The sequence below is a fragment of the Lelliottia jeotgali genome, from assembly GCF_016771845.1.
GTDB lineage: Bacteria > Pseudomonadota > Gammaproteobacteria > Enterobacterales > Enterobacteriaceae > Enterobacter > Enterobacter jeotgali.
In genome coordinates this window covers 1,265,432-1,288,616 of the sequence record NZ_JAENMQ010000001.1, presented here as the reverse complement: position 1 = coordinate 1,288,616, position 23,185 = coordinate 1,265,432, and the positions used below count along the sequence as shown (strand labels likewise).

At 54.5% G+C, this 23,185-nt stretch carries 18 protein-coding genes; 9 read left to right on the top strand and 9 right to left on the bottom strand.

Translation table 11 applies throughout. The features are described from left to right. The first annotated feature begins 1 nt into the window (after nucleotide 1). Nucleotides 2-1,033, top strand: a complete 1,032-nt coding sequence (locus JBO43_RS06070) for a Gfo/Idh/MocA family oxidoreductase (RefSeq protein WP_202673900.1) — start codon at nucleotides 2-4, stop codon at nucleotides 1,031-1,033. Between the two features lie 42 nt (nucleotides 1,034-1,075). Further along, nucleotides 1,076-1,291, top strand: a complete 216-nt coding sequence (locus JBO43_RS06065; protein ID WP_095282885.1) for a zinc ribbon domain-containing protein — start codon at nucleotides 1,076-1,078, stop codon at nucleotides 1,289-1,291. Between the two features lie 115 nt (nucleotides 1,292-1,406). Here JBO43_RS06065 and xseA read toward each other — a convergent pair whose 3' ends face one another. Continuing rightward, nucleotides 1,407-2,780, bottom strand: a complete 1,374-nt coding sequence (gene xseA / locus JBO43_RS06060; protein WP_202673899.1) for an exodeoxyribonuclease VII large subunit — start codon at nucleotides 2,778-2,780, stop codon at nucleotides 1,407-1,409. Between the two features lie 159 nt (nucleotides 2,781-2,939). On the opposite strand from xseA, the gene guaB reads away from it, so the two are divergent. Then, the gene (guaB, locus tag JBO43_RS06055; RefSeq protein ID WP_095282883.1) at nucleotides 2,940-4,406 is read left to right on the top strand and encodes an IMP dehydrogenase; all 1,467 of its coding nucleotides are present in this window, start codon (nucleotides 2,940-2,942) and stop codon (nucleotides 4,404-4,406) included. A gap of 61 nt (nucleotides 4,407-4,467) precedes the next feature. Next, nucleotides 4,468-6,045: a glutamine-hydrolyzing GMP synthase gene (guaA, locus tag JBO43_RS06050; protein WP_095282882.1), complete on the top strand. Its 1,578-nt coding sequence runs from the start codon at nucleotides 4,468-4,470 to the stop codon at nucleotides 6,043-6,045. Between the two features lie 131 nt (nucleotides 6,046-6,176). Here the strand turns inward: guaA and JBO43_RS22925 are convergent, their stop codons facing one another. Next, entirely contained in the window at nucleotides 6,177-6,365 is a 189-nt protein-coding gene (locus tag JBO43_RS22925; protein WP_095282881.1) for a YfgG family protein, read from the bottom strand. A gap of 350 nt (nucleotides 6,366-6,715) precedes the next feature. Between JBO43_RS22925 and JBO43_RS06045 the strand changes: the two genes are divergently transcribed. Next, on the top strand, nucleotides 6,716-8,956 hold the full coding sequence (locus tag JBO43_RS06045; protein ID WP_095282880.1) for a bifunctional diguanylate cyclase/phosphodiesterase: 2,241 nt from the start codon (nucleotides 6,716-6,718) through the stop codon (nucleotides 8,954-8,956). A 10-nt stretch (nucleotides 8,957-8,966) separates the two neighbouring features. Here the strand turns inward: JBO43_RS06045 and ppx are convergent, their stop codons facing one another. The 4 genes from ppx to purM all read right to left on the bottom strand — a co-directional run bounded on the left by ppx (nucleotide 8,967) and on the right by purM (nucleotide 14,492). Continuing rightward, a complete protein-coding gene (gene ppx, locus JBO43_RS06040) occupies nucleotides 8,967-10,508 on the bottom strand; it encodes an exopolyphosphatase (protein WP_103947309.1) in 1,542 nt (513 codons plus the stop codon). 3 nt (nucleotides 10,509-10,511) lie between these two features. Next, entirely contained in the window at nucleotides 10,512-12,572 is a 2,061-nt protein-coding gene (gene ppk1 / locus JBO43_RS06035; RefSeq protein ID WP_095282878.1) for a polyphosphate kinase 1, read from the bottom strand. A gap of 244 nt (nucleotides 12,573-12,816) precedes the next feature. Next, on the bottom strand, nucleotides 12,817-13,458 hold the full coding sequence (purN, locus tag JBO43_RS06030) for a phosphoribosylglycinamide formyltransferase (protein WP_202673898.1): 642 nt from the start codon (nucleotides 13,456-13,458) through the stop codon (nucleotides 12,817-12,819). Next, nucleotides 13,455-14,492 (bottom strand): phosphoribosylformylglycinamidine cyclo-ligase, encoded by a 1,038-nt coding sequence (gene purM / locus JBO43_RS06025; protein ID WP_202673897.1) that lies wholly within the window; start codon nucleotides 14,490-14,492, stop codon nucleotides 13,455-13,457. The genes purN and purM overlap by 4 nt, the downstream gene beginning before the upstream one ends. Nucleotides 14,493-14,762: 270 nt before the next feature. On the opposite strand from purM, the gene JBO43_RS06020 reads away from it, so the two are divergent. The 4 genes from JBO43_RS06020 to JBO43_RS06005 all read left to right on the top strand — a co-directional run bounded on the left by JBO43_RS06020 (nucleotide 14,763) and on the right by JBO43_RS06005 (nucleotide 19,289). After that, on the top strand, nucleotides 14,763-16,193 hold the full coding sequence (locus tag JBO43_RS06020) for a 6-phospho-beta-glucosidase (RefSeq protein ID WP_103947312.1): 1,431 nt from the start codon (nucleotides 14,763-14,765) through the stop codon (nucleotides 16,191-16,193). A 294-nt stretch (nucleotides 16,194-16,487) separates the two neighbouring features. Then, nucleotides 16,488-17,114 (top strand): uracil phosphoribosyltransferase, encoded by a 627-nt coding sequence (upp, locus tag JBO43_RS06015; RefSeq protein WP_023308769.1) that lies wholly within the window; start codon nucleotides 16,488-16,490, stop codon nucleotides 17,112-17,114. 87 nt (nucleotides 17,115-17,201) lie between these two features. Next, nucleotides 17,202-18,491, top strand: a complete 1,290-nt coding sequence (uraA, locus tag JBO43_RS06010; protein ID WP_095282874.1) for a uracil permease — start codon at nucleotides 17,202-17,204, stop codon at nucleotides 18,489-18,491. Nucleotides 18,492-18,587: 96 nt separating this feature from the next. Next, a complete protein-coding gene (locus tag JBO43_RS06005; protein WP_199184160.1) occupies nucleotides 18,588-19,289 on the top strand; it encodes a DnaA inactivator Hda in 702 nt (233 codons plus the stop codon). An 82-nt stretch (nucleotides 19,290-19,371) separates the two neighbouring features. Here JBO43_RS06005 and JBO43_RS06000 read toward each other — a convergent pair whose 3' ends face one another. The 3 genes from JBO43_RS06000 to celB are packed head-to-tail and all read right to left on the bottom strand — an operon-like array spanning nucleotide 19,372 to nucleotide 23,078. Further along, on the bottom strand, nucleotides 19,372-20,799 hold the full coding sequence (locus JBO43_RS06000) for a leucyl aminopeptidase family protein (protein WP_202673896.1): 1,428 nt from the start codon (nucleotides 20,797-20,799) through the stop codon (nucleotides 19,372-19,374). After that, a complete protein-coding gene (locus tag JBO43_RS05995; protein ID WP_202673895.1) occupies nucleotides 20,796-21,755 on the bottom strand; it encodes a glycosylasparaginase in 960 nt (319 codons plus the stop codon). Before JBO43_RS05995 ends, JBO43_RS06000 begins: the two co-directional genes overlap by 4 nt. A 3-nt stretch (nucleotides 21,756-21,758) precedes the next feature. Further along, complete coding sequence (gene celB / locus JBO43_RS05990) at nucleotides 21,759-23,078, bottom strand: PTS cellobiose transporter subunit IIC (protein ID WP_103949695.1); 1,320 nt, start codon at nucleotides 23,076-23,078, stop codon at nucleotides 21,759-21,761. Between the last annotated feature and the right edge of the window lie 107 nt (nucleotides 23,079-23,185).

Below are 23,185 nucleotides of genomic sequence, written 5' to 3'. Positions count from 1 at the left end.
AATGCGATTTGGGTTTATTGGTCTTGGTGCGGTGGTTGAAACGGCCTATCTACCGGCATTGCGTCAGATTTTTAACCAGCCTGTGAGTTGTCTTGGTTTTGATATTCGCCCGGAGCGTGAACTGGAAGGCGTAACGCGCTGCCGTACGCTTGAACAGTTGCTGGCGAGCCCAATTGACACGTTGTTCATCACCACCTCTTCACTAAATCACCTCGACGCGTTAGAGCAGGCATTAGCCTCGCCGATCCAGCGAATCGTGGTGGAAAAACCGGTGGTGGCGAGCCTGACGCAGGTTGAACGGCTGAAGCATCTGCTGGCGCAGTCGGAGGACGCTTCTCGGGTGCTGGCACTCGATCACTGGATGGCACGCACGGGGGCTATACAGATCGCGCAGGGCCAACTTGACGAAATTGTCAAAATCGAAGGATTTCTCCAGGAGCCAAGCGGCTTCAACGCGGCGGGGGAGCCTGTCGCCCTCAATTTTGCTACCGGCGAGCCTGATACCCGCCAGCTCCAGCATCCTGACGGCGTGATTATCGATATTGGCACTCACGTACTGGCGATGATGCGCGATACCCTGCATGGTCTGGGGGGAAGCGGTGAATTGTCGTTGCAGTTAATCTCAGCAAAAGACAGGCTAGGCCGCCCGATAGCTAAAGGCGATCTGCACACCGCTGAAGGCGAAGCGCAGCTTCGGGGGACCGTGAGCGGTATTCCAGTCGATATCTGGCTGAATAAATACGCCGGACCCGCGGGCGGGCAAAAAGGGCTCCGCCTGCATCTGCGCGATGGCCGAATCATTAGCCATGACCGGCGCGGCGCTGAGGATGTGATTGAGTTGATTGAGGGTGAAAACGTGCAGCATTGGACGCTTCCGGGCACGATCTACGCGCGCTGCCTGGTGGAGCATATCCTGGCGGAGAAGAGCCTGTATGAGCGAGCGCCGGAAGAGGTGAGCCGCATCACCCAGCGCCGGCTGGAAGAGGTCGAATTGCTTCTGGAATTACAGCAGCTGCTGCGTGGCCCGCACTGAGCGGCGTGGTAAAATAACTACAAAACTTTTTAAGGAGTCACAATGTCTGTTATCTGTCCGGATTGTCATTCCGAGCTGGAACCCGTCAACGGAATGGCGCACTGCGAAACGTGCGATAAAGATATCGCGCTGCAAGCGCTATGCCCCGACTGCCATCAGCCTTTGCAGGTGTTGAAAGCCTGCGGCGCGGTCGATTATTTCTGCCAGAATGGGCACGGTTTGATTTCGAAGAAACGCGTGGAATTTAAGCCGGTGTAAATAATTTCAGATTGTGCCAACACTGCCCGGCGGCGCTTCGCTTGCACGGGCCTACGGGTTTTGTAGGCTGGGTAAGCGAAGCGCCACCCGGCAACATCTGATGCGTCAAAGCCGGTTAAACCACCTTTTTCTTGCGCGTCTTTTTGGCGGGCGTAATGCCTTTCACTTCACTTTCTACCCAGCCGTCGGCCAGACGGGTGGTCAGCACATCCCCGGCTTTCACCTGTTTGGTCTGCTTCAGCACCGTTCCGTCGGTCACCGTGGTCACGCTGTAGCCGCGCGCCAGCGTCGAGAGCGGGCTAACGGCTTCCAGATGCGTTACCGCGTTGCCAAAGCGCTCACGTGTGCTGCTCAGACGTGCACGGATATTCTCGCCCAGACGATACTCAAGCTGCTGCATGCGGGTTTGTGCACGGTAGATGCGCGGCTGCGGATTTTGCTGATTCAGGCGCTGGGTCATGCGTTGCTGGCGCGACACGGCGCGCTTAAGCTGATTATCCAGCGCGAAATTCATCCGCTGGCGCAGACGTTCCAGCACCGTCTGCTGACGCGCAAGACGCAGCTGTGGATGCTGCTGTTGCAGGCGATGTTGAAGCTGGGTGAAACGACGATTGCGGTTAGCGAGGAAATAGTCCATCGCCATCTCCAGACGCTGCTGTCCGTTCTGCAACTGGCGCAAGAGTTCCAGCTGGTTCCGGCTGACGATTTCAGCGGCGGCTGACGGCGTTGGTGCGCGCATATCGGAAACAAAATCGGCGATGGTGACGTCGGTTTCATGTCCGACTGCGCTAACGATAGGGATCTGACTGTCGAAAATCGCCCGCGCTACGCGTTCGTCGTTAAAGCTCCACAAGTCTTCCAGAGAACCGCCGCCGCGCCCGACAATTAAGACGTCGCACTCCTGACGGGCGTTTGCCAGCGCAATGGCGCGAACAATTTGCCCTGGCGCATCATCACCCTGGACGGCGGTTGGATAAATCACAACGGGTAGCGACGGGTCACGACGCTTTAGCACATGCAAAATATCATGCAGCGCCGCACCGGTTTTGGAGGTGATCACCCCCACGCAATGGGCAGGTGAGGGCAGTGCTTTCTTGAACTGCTGATCGAACAGGCCTTCTGCGGAAAGTGTCGCTTTCAGTTGCTCGTATTTTTGTTGCAGCAACCCTTCGCCCGCAGGCTGCATGCTCTCGACGATAATTTGATAATCACCGCGCGGTTCATACAATGTGATATTAGCGCGTACCAGAACTTGCTGACCATGCTGAGGGCGGAACGTCACCCGGCGATTGCTGTTGCGAAACATCGCACAGCGCACCTGAGCGGTGTCGTCTTTCAGCGTAAAGTACCAATGGCCGGAAGAGGGCTGCGTGAAATTAGATATCTCTCCGCTGATCCAAACCTGTCCCATTTCCTGCTCGAGCAGCAAACGAACCGATTGATTGAGGCGGCTTACGGTATAAATTGAGGGGCTTTGAGAGGATAACATGTGAGCGGGATCAAATTCTAAATCAGCAAGTTATTCAGTCGATAGTAACCCGCCCGGAGGTAATCGCAAGCATTTTTTATAAAAAAGTGTGGATGCAATCGGTTACGCTCTGTATAATGCCACGGCAATATTTAACCACCCAGGTCAGAGATATTGCCCATGCTACGTATCGCTAAAGAAGCACTGACGTTTGACGACGTCCTCCTCGTTCCCGCTCATTCCACCGTTCTGCCGAATACTGCCGATCTCAGCACGCAGTTGACGAAAACCATTCGTCTGAACATTCCTATGCTCTCTGCGGCAATGGACACCGTGACTGAAGCGCGCCTGGCTATCGCCCTGGCACAGGAAGGTGGCATCGGCTTTATTCACAAAAACATGTCCATCGAGCGTCAGGCGGAAGAAGTTCGCCGCGTGAAGAAACATGAATCCGGTATCGTCTCCGACCCACAGACCGTTTTGCCAACCACCACCCTGCACGAAGTGAAAGCGCTGACCGAGCGTAACGGCTTTGCGGGCTACCCGGTTGTGACTGAAGACAACGAACTGGTCGGCATCATTACCGGTCGTGACGTGCGTTTCGTGACCGACCTGAACCAGCCTGTCAGCGTGTACATGACGCCGAAAGAGCGTCTGGTGACCGTGCGTGAAGGCGAAACCCGTGAAGTCGTGCTGGCTAAAATGCACGAAAAGCGCGTCGAGAAAGCGCTTGTGGTGGATAACGGCTTCCATCTGCGTGGCATGATCACCGTGAAAGATTTCCAGAAAGCAGAGCGTAAACCGAACGCCTGTAAAGACGAACGTGGCCGTCTGCGCGTAGGTGCAGCGGTTGGCGCAGGTGCAGGCAATGAAGAGCGCGTAGATGCGCTGGTTGCAGCAGGCGTTGACGTTCTGCTGATTGACTCCTCTCACGGTCACTCCGAAGGCGTTCTGCAGCGTATTCGTGATACCCGTGCTAAATACCCGGACCTGCAAATCATCGGCGGTAACGTGGCGACTGGCGCAGGCGCTCGTGCCCTGGCAGAAGCGGGTTGCAGCGCAGTGAAAGTGGGTATCGGCCCTGGCTCCATCTGTACTACCCGTATCGTAACCGGCGTGGGCGTTCCACAGATCACTGCGGTTTCCGACGCGGTAGAAGCGCTGGAAGGCACCGGTGTTCCGGTTATCGCCGACGGCGGTATTCGTTTCTCCGGCGACATCGCGAAAGCGATCGCGGCAGGTGCAGCAGCGGTGATGGTGGGTTCCATGCTGGCTGGTACTGAAGAATCTCCTGGCGAAATCGAATTGTTCCAGGGCCGTTCTTATAAATCATACCGTGGTATGGGTTCCCTGGGCGCGATGTCCAAAGGCTCTTCCGACCGTTACTTCCAGACCGACAACGCCGCTGACAAACTGGTACCAGAAGGTATCGAAGGTCGCGTGGCGTATAAAGGCCGTCTGAAAGAGATCATTCACCAGCAGATGGGCGGCCTGCGTTCCTGTATGGGCCTGACCGGCTGTGGTACTATCGACCTGCTGCGTACTAAAGCGGAATTCGTGCGTATCAGCGGTGCGGGTATCCAGGAAAGCCACGTTCACGACGTGACGATCACCAAAGAGTCCCCGAACTACCGTCTGGGCTCCTGATAAGTTTCCGCGCCCGGCTTATGCCGGGCGCTTTGTTTCACTTGCCTCGGAATTAGCGTCAATAATGGAAAACATTCATAAACATCGCATTCTTATCCTGGATTTCGGTTCTCAGTACACACAGCTGGTGGCACGTCGCGTGCGCGAACTCGGCGTTTACTGTGAACTTTGGGCATGGGATGTCACGGAAGCACAAATCCGTGAATTCAACCCAAGCGGCATCATTCTTTCCGGCGGCCCGGAAAGCACCACCGAGCACAACAGCCCACGCGCACCGCAATATGTGTTTGAAGCTGGCGTTCCTGTATTTGGCGTGTGCTACGGCATGCAAACCATGGCGATGCAGCTGGGCGGCCACGTTGAGTCCTCTAACGAGCGTGAATTTGGTTACGCGCAGGTCGAAGTACTGACCGACAGCGCCCTGGTTCGCGGGATCGAAGATTCCCTGACCGCTGAAGGCAAACCTGTGCTGGATGTGTGGATGAGCCACGGCGACAAAGTGACCGCCATTCCGTCTGACTTCGTGACCGTTGCCAGCACCGAAAGCTGCCCGTTTGCCATTATGGCAAACGAAGAAAAACGCTTCTATGGCGTGCAGTTCCACCCGGAAGTCACCCACACCCGTCAGGGCCAGCGTTTGCTCGAGCGTTTCGTGCGTGAAATCTGTGGCTGCGAAGCGCTGTGGACGCCTGCAAAAATCATCGAAGACGCGATTGTTCGTCTGCGTGAGCAAGTCGGCGATGACAAAGTTATTCTTGGCCTGTCCGGTGGCGTTGACTCCTCCGTGACCGCGATGCTGCTGCACCGTGCTATCGGCAAAAACCTGACCTGTGTGTTCGTGGATAACGGTTTGCTGCGTCTGAACGAAGCCCAGCAGGTCATGGACATGTTCGGTGATCATTTCGGTCTGAACATCGTTCACGTCGAAGGCGAAGAGCGTTTCCTTTCCGCGCTGGCGGGTGAGAACGATCCTGAAGCCAAACGTAAAATCATTGGTCGCGTGTTTGTTGAAGTGTTCGACGAACAGGCGCTGCGTCTGGAAGACGTGAAGTGGCTGGCGCAAGGTACCATCTACCCTGATGTGATCGAATCCGCTGCCTCCGCAACGGGTAAAGCACACGTCATCAAATCTCACCACAACGTGGGCGGCCTGCCGAAAGAGATGAAGATGGGTCTGGTGGAACCGCTGCGCGAGCTGTTCAAAGACGAAGTGCGTAAGATCGGTCTTGAGCTGGGTCTGCCGTACGACATGCTGTACCGCCACCCGTTCCCGGGTCCAGGTCTGGGCGTGCGCGTGCTGGGCGAAGTGAAGAAAGAGTACTGCGACCTGCTACGTCGTGCAGATGCCATCTTCATTGAAGAACTGCATAAAGCTGACCTGTACAACAAAGTGAGCCAGGCGTTCACCGTGTTCCTGCCAGTCCGCTCCGTCGGCGTAATGGGCGATGGTCGTAAATACGACTGGGTTGTGTCTCTGCGCGCCGTCGAAACCATCGACTTCATGACCGCTCACTGGGCGCACCTGCCGTACGACTTCCTGGGGCGCGTATCCAACCGCATCATCAATGAAGTTAACGGTATTTCCCGTGTCGTCTATGACATTAGCGGTAAACCACCAGCGACGATTGAGTGGGAATAAGTTTCTCTCTGTTACCAAAAAAACCTCTGTTTATTCAGAGGTTTTTTTTTGCATATACCCATTGTTCACCCATTTTTGACGGTATGGATGACGGTATCAATTAGGGGAAACGACCGACGTGCGCGAGAGGGCTATCGGATTGCAGCATCCAGCGGTTGACTCACCTGTTGAGACTGAATTTTGTCCTGATGGTGATACCAGGCGCCAATGGAGGAATAAACGAAGCGGCCAAAGAAAAAGAGGAAGCTGATAAGCAATATAATGCGGGTCATTCGAGTGTTAAATCGATTTCGTTTGTGCATGTTCGTTGCCTGACTCACTGTATTTTCCTGGGCATACCCTTATTGGGCGATGGGACTATTAAGTCACAGTGGGAACGAGGGGTCAATTGTGAGATGTGTAAAAAATCGTCAGACTAAAAATTAATTATTGTTATCAATGGTAATTGAACTATTTAACGCACTGATAGAAAACTGAAAACTCAGTGGGAAAATTGTAATAATTGATTTTTTGACCATCTTGCTTTGATTTACGTCAATTCCGACCTGCCATTGATCACTAAAATCCTCCCTCCACGACGTTTTCTATGAAAACAGTGTGGGTCAATACGTCAGGTTGGATGCCTGTCTGAAAAACAATCTTCGGATAAAAAAGGCTTAGTCAGGCATCTATGAAAATAATACCCTTCCTGAAACGACACAAAGACCGCTGGTGGGCGCTTCCTCTTGTTTTACCTGTGATCTTTCTGCCCATCCTGAGTTTTGCGAGTACCTATACGCACTTAAACGGCGGAATTATTGCCCTTTACTATATGCCACTGGCATTTCTGCTTTCCACGTTGCTCTTTTTTGGCTTTGCCGCATTGCCGGGGATCTTGCTGGCACTGTTTCTTCGTTATTATCCTGACACCAGTGTTTTTGAAACCATCGCTGTTATTTGTCATTTTATTGTTCCTCTGATCATCAGTTGGGGCGGTTATCGGGTGTTTGCTCCCCGGCGAAATATGGTGGCGTACGGCGATATCAGACTCATGTCGCAGCGTATTTTCTGGCAGGTTCTGTGTCCGTCAACGTTATTTCTGGTGCTGTTCCAGTTTGCTGTTTATCTGGGGATTTATGAGAGTCGCCAGAGCCTGGCCGGGTTGAATCCGCTCAGTATTCACACTTTGATTAACTACCAGGGACTGCTGGTTGGCGGGCTAACGGGTGTACCGCTGAGTTATTTATTGATCCGGGTAATCCGCCATCCGCGCTATCTCAAACGGTTAGCTTCTCAGATTCGCGCGCAGATAGATAAGAAAGTCACGGTGGCAGAGTTTATTCTTTGGGGAGCCGCCCTGGCGAGTCTGCTGTGCCTGCTGCTGTTCCCTATGAGCGATAACAGTTCCATTTTCAGCACCAACTATACGCTGTCGTTACTGATGCCGCTGATGCTATGGGGATCGATGCGCTTTGGCTATAAGCTGATATCGATAGTCTGGACGCCGGTGTTAATGGTTGCCATTCACTACTTTTACCGCTACATCCCTCTCGGCCAGGGTTACGACGTTCAGCTGGCAATTACCTCATCCAGCTATCTGGTTTTCTCTTTCGTGGTGATTTACATGGCGATGCTGGCCACGCGCCAGCGCGAGATAACGCGACACGCCAGTCGTCTGGCCTTTCTCGACCCTATGGTGCATATGCCGAATCTGCGGGCGTTGTCGCGATCGCTGGCTAAATCGCCCTGGTCGGCGCTGTGTATGCTGCGTGTACCTGAACTTGAAGTGCTGGGGCGTAATTATGGGGTGCTACTGCGCATCCAGTACAAACAAAAGCTGGCGGAGTGGCTCAACGGCTCGCTCCAGCAAAATGAGTGCGTTTATCAACTGTCTGGACACGATCTGGCGATACGACTGAATACGGAGTCACACGCGGCGCGCATTGAAGCGCTGGATGAACATATCAAGCAGTTTCGGTTTATCTGGGATGGTATGCCGTTGCAGCCTCAGGTCGGCATTAGCTATTGCTGCGTACGCTCGCCGGTTAACCATCTTTATCTGCTGCTGGGTGAGCTGAGTATCATCGCGGATTTGTCGTTATCCACCAATCATCCCGAGAGTCTACAGCAGCGTGGCGCAGCGAATTTGCAGCGTAGCCTGAAAGATAAAGTGGCGATGATGAATCGCTTGCAACGAGCACTTGATCATAACGAATTTCAGCTGGTAGCTCAGCGAGTACAAGGTATCCGTGGTGACCACTACCACGAGATCTTGCTCCGCATGCAGAGCGAAAATGGCGCACTTATTGCGCCCGATAAATTCTTGCCGGTGGCGCAGGAATTCGGTCTTTCATCACGTGTTGATCTATGGGTTCTGGAGCGCACGCTGCAGTTTATGGCTGAGCATCGCGACAGGCTGCGGGGCAAGCGGTTTGCGATTAATCTTTCCCCTTCAACGCTCTGCCGTTCGCACTTTCCTGTTGAAGTTCACCGGTTGCTGAAGAAGTATTCAATCGAAGCGTGGCAGCTGATATTTGAAATTACTGAATGCAGCGGCTTTGGCAGCGCGGATCTGCTCAATCAAATCGTGAAACAGCTACAAAAAATGGGCTGTAGGATTGCGATCGACGATTTTGGTACGGGTTACGCGAGCTATGCGCGCCTGAAAAGTGTCGACGCGGATATCCTGAAAATTGACGGTAGCTTTATTCGCAATATTGCCGACAACAGCCTCGACTATCAGATTGTGGCGTCCATCTGTCATCTCGCCAGAATGAAAAAAATGCTGGTGGTGGCTGAATTTGTGGAAAGTGAAGCGATTCGCAGTGCGGTGGATTCGTTAGGAATTGACTATCTGCAGGGGTATTTGATCGGTAAACCTGAAGCGCTGGAAACATTACTGCATTCTCAGGCGTCACCGATAGACGCCTGAGAACCACAGATTACGCCGCGACGTCCGGCGACTGCTCTTCTTCAATTTTCAACAACCAACCGGTCACGCCTTCCCAGTACTGCTGCTCTTTTTCGAGATCCAGCAGCACCAGGGCATTCTGGCTAAACCAGTCATGCGGGAAGCTCAACGTCCAGTGATGGTCGTCGGTTTTCAGAATCAGCGTCGGCGGTGTGGTCGTCGCCTGGCGCTGGTTGTTCAGCAGCACGCCTAAGCGCAGCAACTGGATCAACGGCAGGAACTGTTTTTTCTTGAACAGCGTAAAGCGCGGCAAATCATCCAGTTTGATGGCTTTACGGTGATAGCGCACCAATGTCGCCATCATCGTTTGTTGCTCCTGGTTGAAGCCCGGCAGATCGCTGTTTTGCAGAATATACGCCGAGTGACGATGCATTCCGCTGTGGTTAATATTCAGGCCCACTTCGTGCAGCATCGTTGCCCATTTCAGCAGGGCAGCCAGCTGCGGATGAGCGAGCTTCGGATTCTGCGCTTCCCACTGCTCATAAATATGCGTGGTGGTTTCCAGAACGCGTTTTGCTTGTTCCCGGTCGATGTTGTATTGATTCGCCAGGCTTTGTGCGGTGCGGCTGCGAATATCCTGATGACGGAAGCGACCTTCCATTTCGTACAGCACGCCTTCACGCAGCGCACCGTCCGACAGACGCAGCTCGCGGATCGCCAGCGCATCAAATACCCCACACAGAATTGCGAGGCCAGGTACAAATACGGCCTTACGTTCGTCGGATAAACCCGGCAGGCTCAGCGCTTCAAAACTTTTATGTTTAAGCACCTCTTCGCGCAGCAACTCCAGACGTTCCGGGGTGATAATCCCGTCTTTTTCGCCCATCGCCAGCAGCACTTCATGCGCTGCTTTGATGCTGCCGGACGCACCAAGCGCAACGTTCCAGCCCTGAATGCGATACTGCCAGGCGAGGGATTCCAGCTTTTGCACCGCTGCCATTTTCGCGCGCTGGAAGTTTTCCCGGTTTATGGTGCCGCCAGGGAAATACATCTGCGCAAAGCTGACGCAGCCCATACGGCGGCTTTCAACCAGCTTCGGCTCAAAGTCTTCGCCAATGACCAGCTCGGTAGAACCGCCGCCGATATCGATCACCAGCTTGCGGCCTTTTTCAGGCTGAGTGTGTTCCACGCCCATGAAAATCAATCGCGCTTCTTCGTTACCCGAGATTATCTCAATAGGATAGGGGATAACTTTTTCCGCGCGTTTGAGAAACTCCGGTGCGTTCAGCGCCTGGCGCAACGTGTGCGTTCCGACGATGCACACGCTGGACGGCGAAAAGCCTTGCAAGCGTTCGGCGAACAGCGACAGGCAGGCTAAGCCACGCTCCATCGCCTCTTCGCTGAGCATGTTTTTGTCGTCAAGACCATCGGCGAGATGAACGCGCTGCTTGAGGCGCCCGATGATCTGCATGGCGCCGTCGACCTCGCGGGCGATGACCATATGGAAGCTGTTAGAACCTAAATCGACCGCAGCGAACTCTTGCGGGCGTGGGGTCTTATCATTTATCGGCATAGGTTAATCAGGTTGCTCGAGTGATTTGATATAGTCGTAAATCGCCAGCTGTGAGCGCACTTTACGGCGGTTGCCGCGCTGCACGTAGCGGTTACTCAGTTCTTTGTCGATATAGCGAGCCTTAACAGTGTCACTCAATTGCAGCTCAATAATATCGAGGATCTGCTGCTTCAGACGTGGGTCGAGCAGCGGAGTGGCGACTTCAATTCGGTAATCAATGTTTCGCGTCATCCAGTCCGCTGAAGAGAGATAAACCTGTTTGTCGCCACCATTTTCAAAAATATAGATCCTGTCGTGTTCCAGATAACGGTCAACGATGCTGATCACGCGGATATTTTCGCTGATGCCTTCCAGTTCTGGAATCAACGAACACATGCCGCGAATCAGCAGATTCACCGGCACACCGGTACTGGAGGCGGCATACAGACGATCCACCAGCCCTTTGTCGACCAGATTGTTCAGTTTGAGTGTAATACCCGACGGCTCGCCTTTCTGCGCGGCAGCAATCTCTTTGTCGATCATCGCGTACAACAGGCGGCGCGAGTTCTGCGGGGAGACCAGCAGATAGTCGAAACTCACCGGGCGGTACGGGTTTTCGATGAAGTTAAACACCCGACGCACTTCGTTGGTGATGCGCGCGTCGGCGGTCAGCAGCGAGTAGTCCGTATAAAGTCGCGCGGTTTTCTCGTTAAAGTTACCGGTCCCGATGTGGGCGTAGCGCACCACGTCGTCACCTTCTTTACGGGAAATCAGGAACAGTTTGGCATGAATTTTCAGGCCAGGCGCGGAGAATATGACGTGTACACCGGCTTCCGTCAGACGACGCGCCCAGTGGATGTTCGCTTCTTCGTCGAAACGGGCCTGCAGCTCAACCACTACCGTCACTTTTTTACCGTTGTGGGCAGCGTGAATCATCGCATCTATGATGCGCGAGTCTTTCGCCACGCGGTAAATGTTGATCTTAATAGCCAGCACGTTCGGGTCGAACGACGCCTGACGCAGCAGTTCCAGCACGTGCTCAAAGGTGTGGTAAGGATAGTAGAGCAGCACGTCACGCTCACGGATGGCGTCGAATCCGTTACGGAATTTATCGAACCAAATATGGCGCAGACGCGGCAGCGGCTTGTTGACCAGGTTAGCTTTACCTACGTTCGGGAAGCCAATAAAGTCTTTAAAGTTGTGGTAACGCCCGCCCGGCACGATGGAGTCGTAGCGGGAAATGGTCAGCTTGTCGCGCAGCATTTCCACCATCGCGTCTGGCATATCTCGCTGATAAACAAAGCGCACCGGTTCGGCGGTCAGACGCTGTTTCAGGCTGGAGGACATCAGCTCCATCAGACTGGCTTCCATCTCGTGCACCAGATCGTATTCGGCGTCGCGGGTCATTTTCATGGAGTAGGCGTTCAACGCATCGTAATCGAAGAAGCCTTTGAAAATGTCGTCCAGGCAGTAGCGCAGAATGTTGTCCAGTAGGATCATCGGCTTGCGGCGGCGCGGGGTTTCCGGCGGCAGGTTCACAAAGCGCGGGACTTTATCCGACGGGATCTCCAGCAGCGCGTAGCGAATGGAGTCGCCACGAATAATTTCAACCGCCAGATAGGTGTAATCGTCTTTCAGGAACTGCACCAGATCGGTTTCGCGATTGATAAGAATAGGGGTGATGTGCTGGCGCAGATAATGCTTGAAGTAGTGGCGTAGCCAGGTTTGTTGGTTGGCGGAAAGCTGGCGTTCGTTAATCAGGAAGATCTGGTTACGCGCCATTTCGAGCAGCAGCTCGTTGTACAAACCGTCAAATTCCTGGTCTGCTTTCAGGACGCGCGCCTGGATTTTACCCAGAAGGTGGCGCGAATGGGAGTTCAGGCCTTGCTCTTCGCTGATGATGATCCGCCGCTTCAGTTCAGCAAAACGGACTTTATAGAATTCATCCAGGTTATTGGAATAAATACCCAGAAAACGCATACGTTCAATCAGCGGATTGCTTTTATCAGCCGCTTCCTGAAGTACGCGCTCGTTAAACGCTAACCAGCTTAGCTCTTTCTCGATGTATAACTTTTCCTGACCCATTACAACTTACACTCCGTTTCAATCACGGGACGCAGCAAATCCGTCTCGATTCTATTATGGCGAGCTTTGACACGAGATGTCCAACTGTGCCAGAAAAGTATGACAGTTAATTTTTTTTCTGGGGGAATTTAGGGAGTTGGTGGGGATAAATGCGGGACCGCAAAATAATGCCCGGCGGCGCTGCGCTTGCACGGGCCTACGGTTTTGTAGGTCGGGTAAGCGTAAGCGCCACCCGACAAACAGACTACTCGTCCGCCGCATGTCCCTGCGCGGGCAGCTTAACGCCATCCAGCCAGGCGGCGTTATCGCGCATCTCAAGACGCCCGTCGACAAACCAGCTCACCACTAAAGGATAGATGGCGTGTTCCTGAGACTGGACGCGTTCGGTGATGTCGTCTTCGTCATCGCCGTCAAACACCGGAATTTTCGCCTGCAGGATTACTGGCCCGCCGTCCAGCTCGTCGGTGACGAAATGCACGGAAGTACCATGCTCCTCATCGCCATTTTCCAGCACCTGACGATGCGTATGCAGGCCAGGATATTTCGGCAGAAGAGAAGGGTGGATGTTCAGCAGGCGCCCGGAATAGTGCAAAACAAACGCCGGGCTTAAGATACGCATATAACCGGCTAGCACCACGACATCCGGCGCATAGGCGTCGATCTCCTGCACCAGCTCCCGGTCAAACGCTTCACGACTGGCAAACTGAGAGGCTTCCAGCGCGTGCGCTGGGATATGTGCATCCCGCGCCCGCTCAAGGCCGAACGCGTCGGCCTTGTTGCTGAATACTGCGCGAATGGTGCCATTGATCTGTTTCTGTTTGCAGGCATCGATAATAGCCTGCAAATTGCTTCCGTTTCCGGAAATGAGCACCACGATATTTTTCATTCAATGACCACGCGCTGTTCGGAATCAGACGCTTTGATGATACCGATTTTCCACGCGTTTTCACCTTTCGCCTGCATCAGCTCAACGGCTTTATCCGCTTCGCTGGCAGGCAGAGCAATCAGCATGCCGACGCCGCAGTTAAAGGTGCGATACATTTCGTGCTGGCTGACGTTGCCCGCGGTTTGCAGCCAGTTAAACACAGCCGGCCACTGCCAGGAGGACTCGTCGATCAGCGCCTGCGTATTGTCAGGCAGAACGCGCGGAATATTTTCCCAGAAGCCGCCACCGGTCAGGTGCGCAATGGCGTGAACGTCAACGTTCGCGATCAGGTCAAGAATGTTCTTCACGTAAATACGGGTAGGTTCCAGAAGATGATCGGCCAGCGGTTTACCTTCAAGCTCGGTGGTTTCCGGGTCGCAGCCGCTGACTTCAAGAATTTTACGCACCAGGGAGTAACCGTTGGAGTGTGGACCGCTGGAGCCCAGCGCAATCAGGACATCGCCATCGGCCACTTTGCTGCCGTCGATAATTTCTGATTTTTCTACTACACCGACGCAGAATCCTGCGACGTCGTAATCTTCACCGTGGTACATCCCCGGCATTTCTGCGGTTTCACCACCGACCAGTGCACAGCCAGACTGCAAACAGCCTTCAGCGATACCGGTAATCACGCTGGATGCAGTATCCACGTCCAGTTTGCCGGTCGCGTAATAATCGAGGAAGAAGAGGGGTTCCGCACCCTGCACCACGAGGTCATTCACACACATGGCCACCAGATCGATGCCGATGGTGTCGTGGCGTTTGAGATCCATCGCCAGACGCAGTTTCGTGCCCACGCCGTCAGTGCCAGAAACCAGAACAGGCTCACGATATTTTTGCGGCAGTGCGCACAGCGCGCCAAATCCACCCAGACCACCCATCACTTCAGGGCGACGGGTCTTTTTGACCACACCTTTGATTCGGTCAACCAGCGCATTACCTGCGTCAATATCAACACCGGCATCTTTATAGCTGAGAGAAGTTTTGTTGGTCACGGCTTAAGTCCCCACGCATAGCATAGTAAGAAAAATCGGCGCAATTCTAACAGTCCAGGCAAACGTTTGCGAGCCTATTCTGCGGTCAAAAAAAGTCGCTGCAAATTTACACATTTATACATCGGGCGCAGACAAACTTGATGCCGTTCACGAAAATGAAACCGGTTTCGGTAATCTGCTTGCAACAGGCTACACCATTGCACATGATTTGACTGAAACCGGTTTCTGTAATTGTTTTTGCAGAAAATAACGCAGAATGAGGGAAAAGGCATGCCAGGATTTAAAGAAGGTTTTCTGTGGGGCGGCGCGGTGGCGGCGCATCAGCTGGAAGGCGGCTGGAAAGAGGGCGGTAAGGGGATCAGCGTCGCAGACGTAATGACCGTTGGAGCTCACGGCGTACCGCGTGAAATCACCCAAGGCGTCATTCAGGGCAAAAATTACCCGAACCACGAAGCCATCGATTTTTACCATCGCTACAAAGAAGACATCAAACTTTTTGCCGAACTGGGCTTTAAATGTTTCCGCACGTCCATTGCCTGGACGCGCATTTTCCCGAAAGGCGACGAGCTGGAGCCGAACGAAGCCGGTTTGAAATTCTACGACGACCTGTTTGACGAGTGCCTGAAATACGGCATCGAACCGGTAATTACCCTGTCGCACTTCGAAATGCCTTTCCACCTGGTCACCGAATACGGAGGCTGGCGCAACCGTAAGCTGATCGACATGTTTGTGCGGTTCGCCAGCGTCTGCTTCAAGCGTTATCAGCACAAAGTGAAGTACTGGATGACCTTTAACGAGATCAACAACCAGGCTAACTTCCACGAAGATTTTGCGCCGTTCACCAACTCCGGCCTGAAGTATGAAGAAGGCGAAGATCGCGAGCCGGTGATGTTCCAGGCTGCACATTACGAACTGGTGGCCAGTGCCCTGGCGGTAAAAGCCGGACGTGAGATCAATCCGTCCCTGCAAATTGGCTGCATGATTGCCATGTGCCCAATCTACCCGTTGAGCTGCGCGCCAAACGACATCATGATGGCGATGAACGCCATGCACCGTCGCTACTGGTTTACTGACGTGCACGTGCGCGGGAAATATCCGCAGCATCTGCTGAACTACTTTGAGCGTCGTGGTTTTGAACTGGATATTACTGAAGAAGACGTTGCGGCATTGAAGCAGGGCTGTGTGGATTACATCGGCTTCAGCTATTACATGTCGTTCGCCACCAAAGCCACGCCGGATAACCCGCAGCTGGATTATGACGAGAGCAAAAGCCTCGTTTCCAACCCGTACGTGCAGAAGTCCGACTGGGGCTGGCAGATTGACCCGGTGGGCCTGCGCTACTCCCTGAACTGGTTCTGGGATCACTATCAGCTGCCGCTGTTTATCGTTGAGAACGGCTTCGGCGCGATCGACGTGCAGGAGAGTGACGGCACGGTCAATGACCAGTACCGTATCGATTATCTCGACGCCCATATCCGCGAGATGAAAAAAGCGGTCGTTGAAGATGGCGTGGATCTGATGGGCTACACCCCGTGGGGCTGTATCGATCTGGTCTCTGCCGGCACCGGTGAAATGAAAAAACGTTACGGCTTTATTTTTGTTGATAAAGATAACGAAGGAAACGGCACCCTGAACCGCAGCAAGAAAAAATCTTTCGACTGGTATCAGAAGGTGATCGCCACTAACGGCGCAGACCTGTAATCGCCCGACGGCGCTGCACTTGCACGGGCCATAAGCCTCTGCGGTCTGGTGTCCTCACCCCGACCCTCTCCCACGGGAGAGGGCGCAAACACCAAAAACGGCAACCTCGTTGCCGTTTTGCCTTTACCTCCACCCGGCAAAACTCCCTTCTTTTTTTTCCTGTTTTATACTCACTATCGCTCCCTAATCCACTTTGCTTGATCCGCATCAAGCAAGATGGGTATGGCGATCCCGGAAAAAAGCGGTATAATCCGGCGATTTTTTTTGCGGTAGCCACCTCAGAGGAGAATGAGAATGAAGATTGTGGAAGTGAAACACCCACTCGTTAAACACAAGCTGGGCCTGATGCGTGAGCATGACATCAGCACGAAGCGTTTTCGCGAACTGGCCTCTGAAGTTGGAAGCTTACTGACTTACGAAGCGACGTCTGACCTGGAAACTGAAAAAGTGACCATCGAAGGCTGGAACGGCCCGGTGCAGGTCGAGCAGATCAAAGGCAAAAAAATTACCGTGGTGCCAATCCTGCGCGCAGGTCTGGGCATGATGGAAGGCGTGCTGGAGCACGTACCGAGTGCGCGTATCAGCGTGGTCGGTATCTACCGTAATGAAGAAACCCTCGAGCCAGTCCCGTATTTCCAGAAGCTGGTGTCCAACATCGACGAGCGTATGGCGCTGGTCGTTGACCCGATGCTCGCCACCGGCGGCTCCATGATCGCCACCATCGACCTGCTGAAAAATGCCGGCTGTAACAGCATCAAGGTGCTGGTACTGGTTGCGGCACCGGAAGGTATCGCGGCGCTGGAAAAAGCACACCCGGACGTTGAGCTGTATACCGCCTCTATCGATCAGGGCTTGAACGAGCACGGGTATATTATCCCTGGGCTCGGCGATGCCGGCGACAAGATTTTTGGTACGAAATAATCGAATAACGATAAAGAAGCCGACTTTGATAGTCGGCTTTTTTTTGAATAAAACACAAACAACTCACAATACTTAGAGGAAAACACTATGACGCGCCGTACTATCGGGGTGAGTGAAAGACCGCCGCTTTTGCAGACGATCCCGCTTAGTTTGCAGCACTTGTTTGCTATGTTTGGCGCAACCGTACTGGTGCCCATCCTGTTTCACATTAACCCGGCCACCGTGTTGCTGTTCAACGGCGTCGGCACGCTGCTGTACCTTTTCATCTGTAAAGGCAAAATCCCGGCGTATCTGGGCTCCAGCTTTGCATTTATCTCCCCGGTCTTGTTGTTGCTGCCGTTAGGCTACGAAGTGGCGCTGGGCGGCTTTATCATGTGTGGTGCATTGTTCTGCCTGGTGGCCTTCATTGTGAAGAAAGCCGGGACCGGCTGGCTGGACGTGATGTTCCCGCCTGCGGCGATGGGCGCAATCGTTGCCGTCATCGGTCTGGAGCTGGCAGGTGTGGCAGCAAACATGGCCGGCCTGCTGCCTGCGGACGGGCAATCGCCTGAATCTAAAACCATCATTATTTCGCTGGTGACTCTGGGTGTAACCGTCTTCGGCTCGGTACTGTTCCGCGGCTTCCTGGCGATTATCCCGATTCTGATTGGGGTGCTGGCGGGCTACGCGCTCTCCTTCGCGATGGGCGTGGTGGATACTTCTCCGATTGCGCAGGCGCACTGGTTCGCACTGCCAACCTTCTACACGCCACGCTTTGAGTGGTTTGCGATCTTCACCATTCTGCCTGCGGCGCTGGTGGTGATTGCCGAGCACGTTGGTCACCTGGTGGTGACGGCGAATATCGTCAAAAAAGATCTGATCCGCGACCCAGGCCTGCACCGTTCGATGTTTGCTAACGGCCTGTCGACCATGATTTCCGGTTTCTTCGGCTCCACGCCAAACACCACCTACGGTGAGAACATCGGCGTGATGGCGATTACCCGCGTCTACAGTACCTGGGTGATCGGCGGGGCGGCTATCTTTGCGATTCTGCTCTCCTGTGTCGGGAAACTGGCGGCGGCGATCCAGATTATCCCGGTTCCGGTGATCGGCGGTGTTTCTCTGCTGCTGTACGGAGTCATCGGTGCGTCCGGTATTCGCGTGCTGATTGAGTCCAAAGTGGATTACAACAAAACGCAGAACCTGATCCTGACCTCCGTTATCCTGATCATCGGCGTGAGCGGCGCGAAGGTGCATATCGGCGCGGCAGAGCTGAAAGGGATGGCGCTGGCGACTATCGTTGGTGTAGGTCTGAGCCTGATCTTCAAGCTGATCTCTGTGCTTCGCCCTGAGGAAGAAGTGCTGGACGCTCAGGAGAGCGAAAAAGCATCACATTGATCCTAAAACCGGGCGGGCGATCCGCCCGGTTCTCTCATCGCGGGTTCCGTGATAAACTCCCTCCCGATTTTATGTGAGACCTTGATCGAGGTATTTCTGAACGGACCGGCACAGCTCTCTCTGCCACTTTATCTTCCTGACGACGAAACTTTCGCGAGTTTTTGGCCGGGCGATAACCCCTCTTTACTGGCTGCGTTGCAAAACGTGTTACGCCAGGAGCACAGCGGATACATTTATATCTGGTCACGCGAAGGCGCGGGACGCAGCCATCTGCTGCACGCCGCCTGCGCGGAGCTTTCCCAGCGCGGGGACGCGGTAGGCTATGTGCCGTTGGATAAGCGAACCTGGTTTGTCCCGGAAGTGCTCGACGGTATGGAACATCTTTCGCTGGTCTGTATCGACAATATCGAATGCATCGCCGGGGATGAGCTGTGGGAAATGGCGATGTTCAACCTCTACAATCGCATTCTGGAATCGGGTAAAACCCGGTTGCTGATCACCGGGGATCGCCCGCCGCGTCAGCTAAACCTCGGATTACCGGATCTGGCGTCGCGCCTCGACTGGGGACAAATCTATAAACTCCAGCCACTCTCTGATGAAGATAAGCTTCAGGCGCTGCAGTTGCGCTCGCGGTTACGTGGGTTTGAGCTGCCGGAAGACGTGGGACGTTTTCTGTTAAAGCGGCTGGATCGCGAGATGCGAACTCTGTTTGATACGCTGGATCAGCTCGATCGCGCGTCCATTACCGCTCAGCGCAAGCTTACCATTCCGTTTGTGAAAGAAACGCTCAAGTTATAGCAAAAACCGACGGTCCTGTAGGCCGGGTAAGGCGAAGCCGCCACCCGGCTATGTTGCCCGGCGGCGCTTCGCTTGCACGGGCCTACGATTCGATATCCGCTAACAAATGCTCGACTAATAACGGAATCGGTCTTCCTGACGCCACGCTTCTCCCGCCTTCACGCCACAACGCGGTCCCGCTGATATCCAGGTGCGCCCACGGAATCGTCGGCGGACAAAAATGATGTAATAACCATGCAGCCGACGCGCTGATCGCCGCATTGTTGGTCGGCGTATTGCACAGGTCGGCAATCGTGCTCTCCGTCTGCTTTTTCAGCCGCGCGTCCAGCGGCAGCGACCATACGTCATCGCCGCTCGTTTTGCCTGCGAGGGACAACGCCTGGCGCAGTGGCTCGTTCTGCGTCATCAACCCACTCAGCTCATACCCCAGCGCTTTTACCACCGCGCCGGTTAATGTCGCCATATCAATGATGTACTGCGCCTGCGGATACCGCTCGCTGGCCCAGGCGATGGCATCGGCCAACACCAGCCGTCCTTCGGCGTCGGTATTGTTGATTTCCACCGTCAGACCGTTACAGGCGCGTGCCACCGTTCCCGGCTGCATGGCGTCCGGGCCAATGGCGTTTTCCGCCAGCGCCAGCACGCCCATGATCCTCAAGGGAAGATTCAACTCCGCCACGGTCAGCATCAGGCCCAATACGTTGGCTGCACCGCACATGTCGTACTTCATGGTGTACATGCCCGCGCCTTCTTTCAGCCACAGACCGCCCGTATCAAACGTGATCCCTTTGCCCACGTAGCAGCGCACCGAACCTTCAGCGATACCGTCATAATGAATCGCCAACAGGCGCGGCGGGCAGGTGGCCCCTTTGCCGACGGCGTGTAACAGTCCCAGACCTTGCTCTACGATCTGTTTTTCATCGAGCACTTCGCAGCGCAGGGCAGGGAAGGCGGCACAGAGTGTTTGCGCCTCGTCGACCACATACTGCGGCGTACAGCGATCCGACGGCGTATCTGCCAGACGGCGTGCGGCGATCATTCCGTTGGCGATGGCCCGCTGCTGCTCAATGATTTTGCTCAGGTGTTCCTGCTGCTCAGGCAAACACAGGACGGTGACGTGGCGAATCCGAAGGTCAGTGTCGGCTGTTTTCTTCAGCTTTAAATCGCTGAGTCTGTGCGCCTGATTGAACAGAAAGCGCAGCACCTGCACCAGAACGGTGTCGTGAATGTTGCTGACATCCAGCACCACATTCTCGCTGACCGGTGCGGCGAAAAGTGGGCGCAGCGCGGCGAGTAATCCATCGGTCAGCGCGTCATGCCAGAGTGCGTCCGGCAGGAGGGTAATACGGGAAAACGGCGCGCAGCCGAAGCGCGCATCCGCCACGTTTTTCTGTTCGCGCATTTCGTTGATAAGCGCAGTATCTGGCAGCAGGGCGCTGGACGGGTACGCCAGCAAATGGCTGTGCGGTTTTGCTTTTGCAAGAGTGGTTATAAGCTCACAGGAAATCATGATTGTTCCTCAATCGGGGCGCGGATCCGCGCGGCGTAGGCCTGCATCCATTCGTCATCCACGGCCTGATAATGGGTTTTCTCGCGCAGGCGTTCGGTGCGGAAAACGGTCAACGGTTGATTTGCGGTAGCGACGACAAACGAGAAGGTTTTGATATTGGTCGCTGCGCCAAACTCGCCTTTGTTATTCATACACACCACCGAAAGATCGCCCACGCGGCCAAAGCGCGACATCAGTTTGTCTTCCAGTTCGAAGACCACGGAATCCGCAGCGTGTTGTGGTGTCATCCCCTGCGCCATGCGGCGCACGATCTCGTAGCTGGTGCAGCCTTTCATTAAATCTTCCCCCACACCAGTGGCAGTGGCGGCACCTGTTTCGCTGTCGCAATAAAAGCCGGAACCGATGATCGGTGAATCCCCGATGCGTCCGCGTTTTTTCATAAACAGGCCGCTGGTGGAGGTGGCGACGCTCATCGACCCCTGTTTATCAAGCCCGATAATGCCGACGGTGTCGTGTCCATCGTAGGGGCTTAAGCCTTTATCCAGCGTTTCGCGACAGCGCTTGCGGTAGTGCTGCATCGCCCGATCGGTGAGCATGGTCTTGTCGGCAAAGCCCTGGCTGAGCGCCCATTCCCGCGCGCCCTGGCCGACCAGCAGGCTGTTGTAGCGCTGGCGGCTAAGCGCCTGAGCGACGCGCACCGGGTTGGCGATATCCACCAGATTCCCTACCGCACCAAAGGCCAGCGTATCGCCGTCCATATAGGCGGCGTCGAGTTCCACGTCGCCATTTTCGGTGGGCAGCCCGCCGTAACCGACCGACTTGTAATACGGGAAGTCTTCAACGGTGGCAACGGCATCCACCACCGCCGATGAAACTGGCTTCCCCGCAGCCAGCGCAGACGCAGACTCCGTCACGCCTTCCAGCGCCATTCGCCAGGTTGCGATAATTCCCCACATGCTTTACTCCTGTTTCGCCAGTGTGGCTTCGGGTTGCGTCGCGGTGGCAATTTCCGCCGCGCGGTACTGTTTGTCCAGAATCCGCATGAAAGGCAGATAAAGCATCGCGCCAATCAGCAGGTTAAGCAGCTGCATCACGCTGCCGCTAATATGCCCGGTGACGATAAATCCGCTGATCACCGGAGGCAGTGTCCAGGGAATAAAGACTCCCGTTGTAACCGCCACGGCGCCCAGTTTCATCGCCGCGTATTGCACGGTGACTAATACCAGCGGCACCAGGTTAAACGGAATCAGCATGATCGGGTTCATGATCACCGGCAGGCCGAACAAAATCGGCTCGTTGATATTGAACACCGACGCGCCCGCGCCGAGCCGCGCCACTTCGCGCATGTTTTTACTGCGGGCAAAAATCAGCATCGCGATCACCAGCGACAGGGTGGCACCCGCGCCGCCCATCCAGATCATGTCAAAAAACTGCTCGGTGATAATATGCGGCGGCGTCACGCCTGCCTGAATGGCGGCGATGTTGTCGGTCTGGTTCTCCATCCACAGCGGACGAATAATGCCGTTGATCATCGACCCAGAGTTAATACCCACAGACCACAAAATGGTGATGCTGAACACCGTCATCAGTGCGCCGAAATAGGACGTGCCGTAGTGGCGCACCGGCGTGGCGACCACTTCATAGATGAACTGATGAATGGTGTGATAGTGGGTGTTTTCAAACACGATGCGAATGACCAGCACCAGGATCATCACCAGCAGGGCGGGGATCAGCGCGGCGAAAGATTCCTGCACCGCAGGCGGCACGCCGTCTGGCATTTTGATCACCAGATTTTTGCGCTTCAGCCAGCAGAACAGTTCCGTCCACAGCAGCGAACCAATCATTGCCACGAACAGCCCCTTGCTGCCAATCCATTCGACCGGCATGACGGTTATGCCGCCGTTCTCCGCGACTTTGATAAATGGCGTGAGGATCAGGAAGCTAACCAGCGCCAGAATACCGCATGAAATGCGGTCCTCGCCGTAATGCTCCGCCAGACGGAAGGCAACCAGGAAGCTGATAAACAGCGACATGGTAGAGAAGACGGCGTTAAACGGAATTTCAATGATCGAGCTCCAGCTTTCGCCAAAGGCCGAGGACATAAACTGCTGATACGTCTGATTCGGGAACGAGGAGATCACCAGCAGAATTGAGCCGACGATGATAAATGGCATGAATGATACGTACGCGCCACGAATGGCACCCAGATGACGCTGCTGAGCCGTTTTGGCCGCCAGCGGCATCAATTTTGCTTCCATAAATCCCAGAACATTGTTCATTGTGAACTCCGTACAAGATCGAGTGACGTTGTTTGTGTTATGTCTGAGGATTATCAGCGAAGCGTTGCGACCGAAAGGTGAAACAGGTCACAATGTAATCGCCTTGT

Coding starts and splice junctions, on each gene's coding strand:
- guaB (WP_095282883.1), top strand. CDS start 2,940: ATGCTACGTATCGCTAAAGAAGCACTGACGTTTGACGACGTCCTCCTC.
- JBO43_RS06020 (WP_103947312.1), top strand. CDS start 14,763: ATGCCAGGATTTAAAGAAGGTTTTCTGTGGGGCGGCGCGGTGGCGGCG.
- ppk1 (WP_095282878.1), bottom strand. CDS start 12,572: ATGGGTCAGGAAAAGTTATACATCGAGAAAGAGCTAAGCTGGTTAGCG.
- celB (WP_103949695.1), bottom strand. CDS start 23,078: ATGAACAATGTTCTGGGATTTATGGAAGCAAAATTGATGCCGCTGGCG.
- uraA (WP_095282874.1), top strand. CDS start 17,202: ATGACGCGCCGTACTATCGGGGTGAGTGAAAGACCGCCGCTTTTGCAG.
- JBO43_RS06045 (WP_095282880.1), top strand. CDS start 6,716: ATGAAAATAATACCCTTCCTGAAACGACACAAAGACCGCTGGTGGGCG.
- ppx (WP_103947309.1), bottom strand. CDS start 10,508: ATGCCGATAAATGATAAGACCCCACGCCCGCAAGAGTTCGCTGCGGTC.
- JBO43_RS06065 (WP_095282885.1), top strand. CDS start 1,076: ATGTCTGTTATCTGTCCGGATTGTCATTCCGAGCTGGAACCCGTCAAC.
- upp (WP_023308769.1), top strand. CDS start 16,488: ATGAAGATTGTGGAAGTGAAACACCCACTCGTTAAACACAAGCTGGGC.
- JBO43_RS06070 (WP_202673900.1), top strand. CDS start 2: ATGCGATTTGGGTTTATTGGTCTTGGTGCGGTGGTTGAAACGGCCTAT.
- purN (WP_202673898.1), bottom strand. CDS start 13,458: ATGAAAAATATCGTGGTGCTCATTTCCGGAAACGGAAGCAATTTGCAG.
- xseA (WP_202673899.1), bottom strand. CDS start 2,780: ATGTTATCCTCTCAAAGCCCCTCAATTTATACCGTAAGCCGCCTCAAT.
- JBO43_RS06000 (WP_202673896.1), bottom strand. CDS start 20,799: ATGATTTCCTGTGAGCTTATAACCACTCTTGCAAAAGCAAAACCGCAC.
- JBO43_RS05995 (WP_202673895.1), bottom strand. CDS start 21,755: ATGTGGGGAATTATCGCAACCTGGCGAATGGCGCTGGAAGGCGTGACG.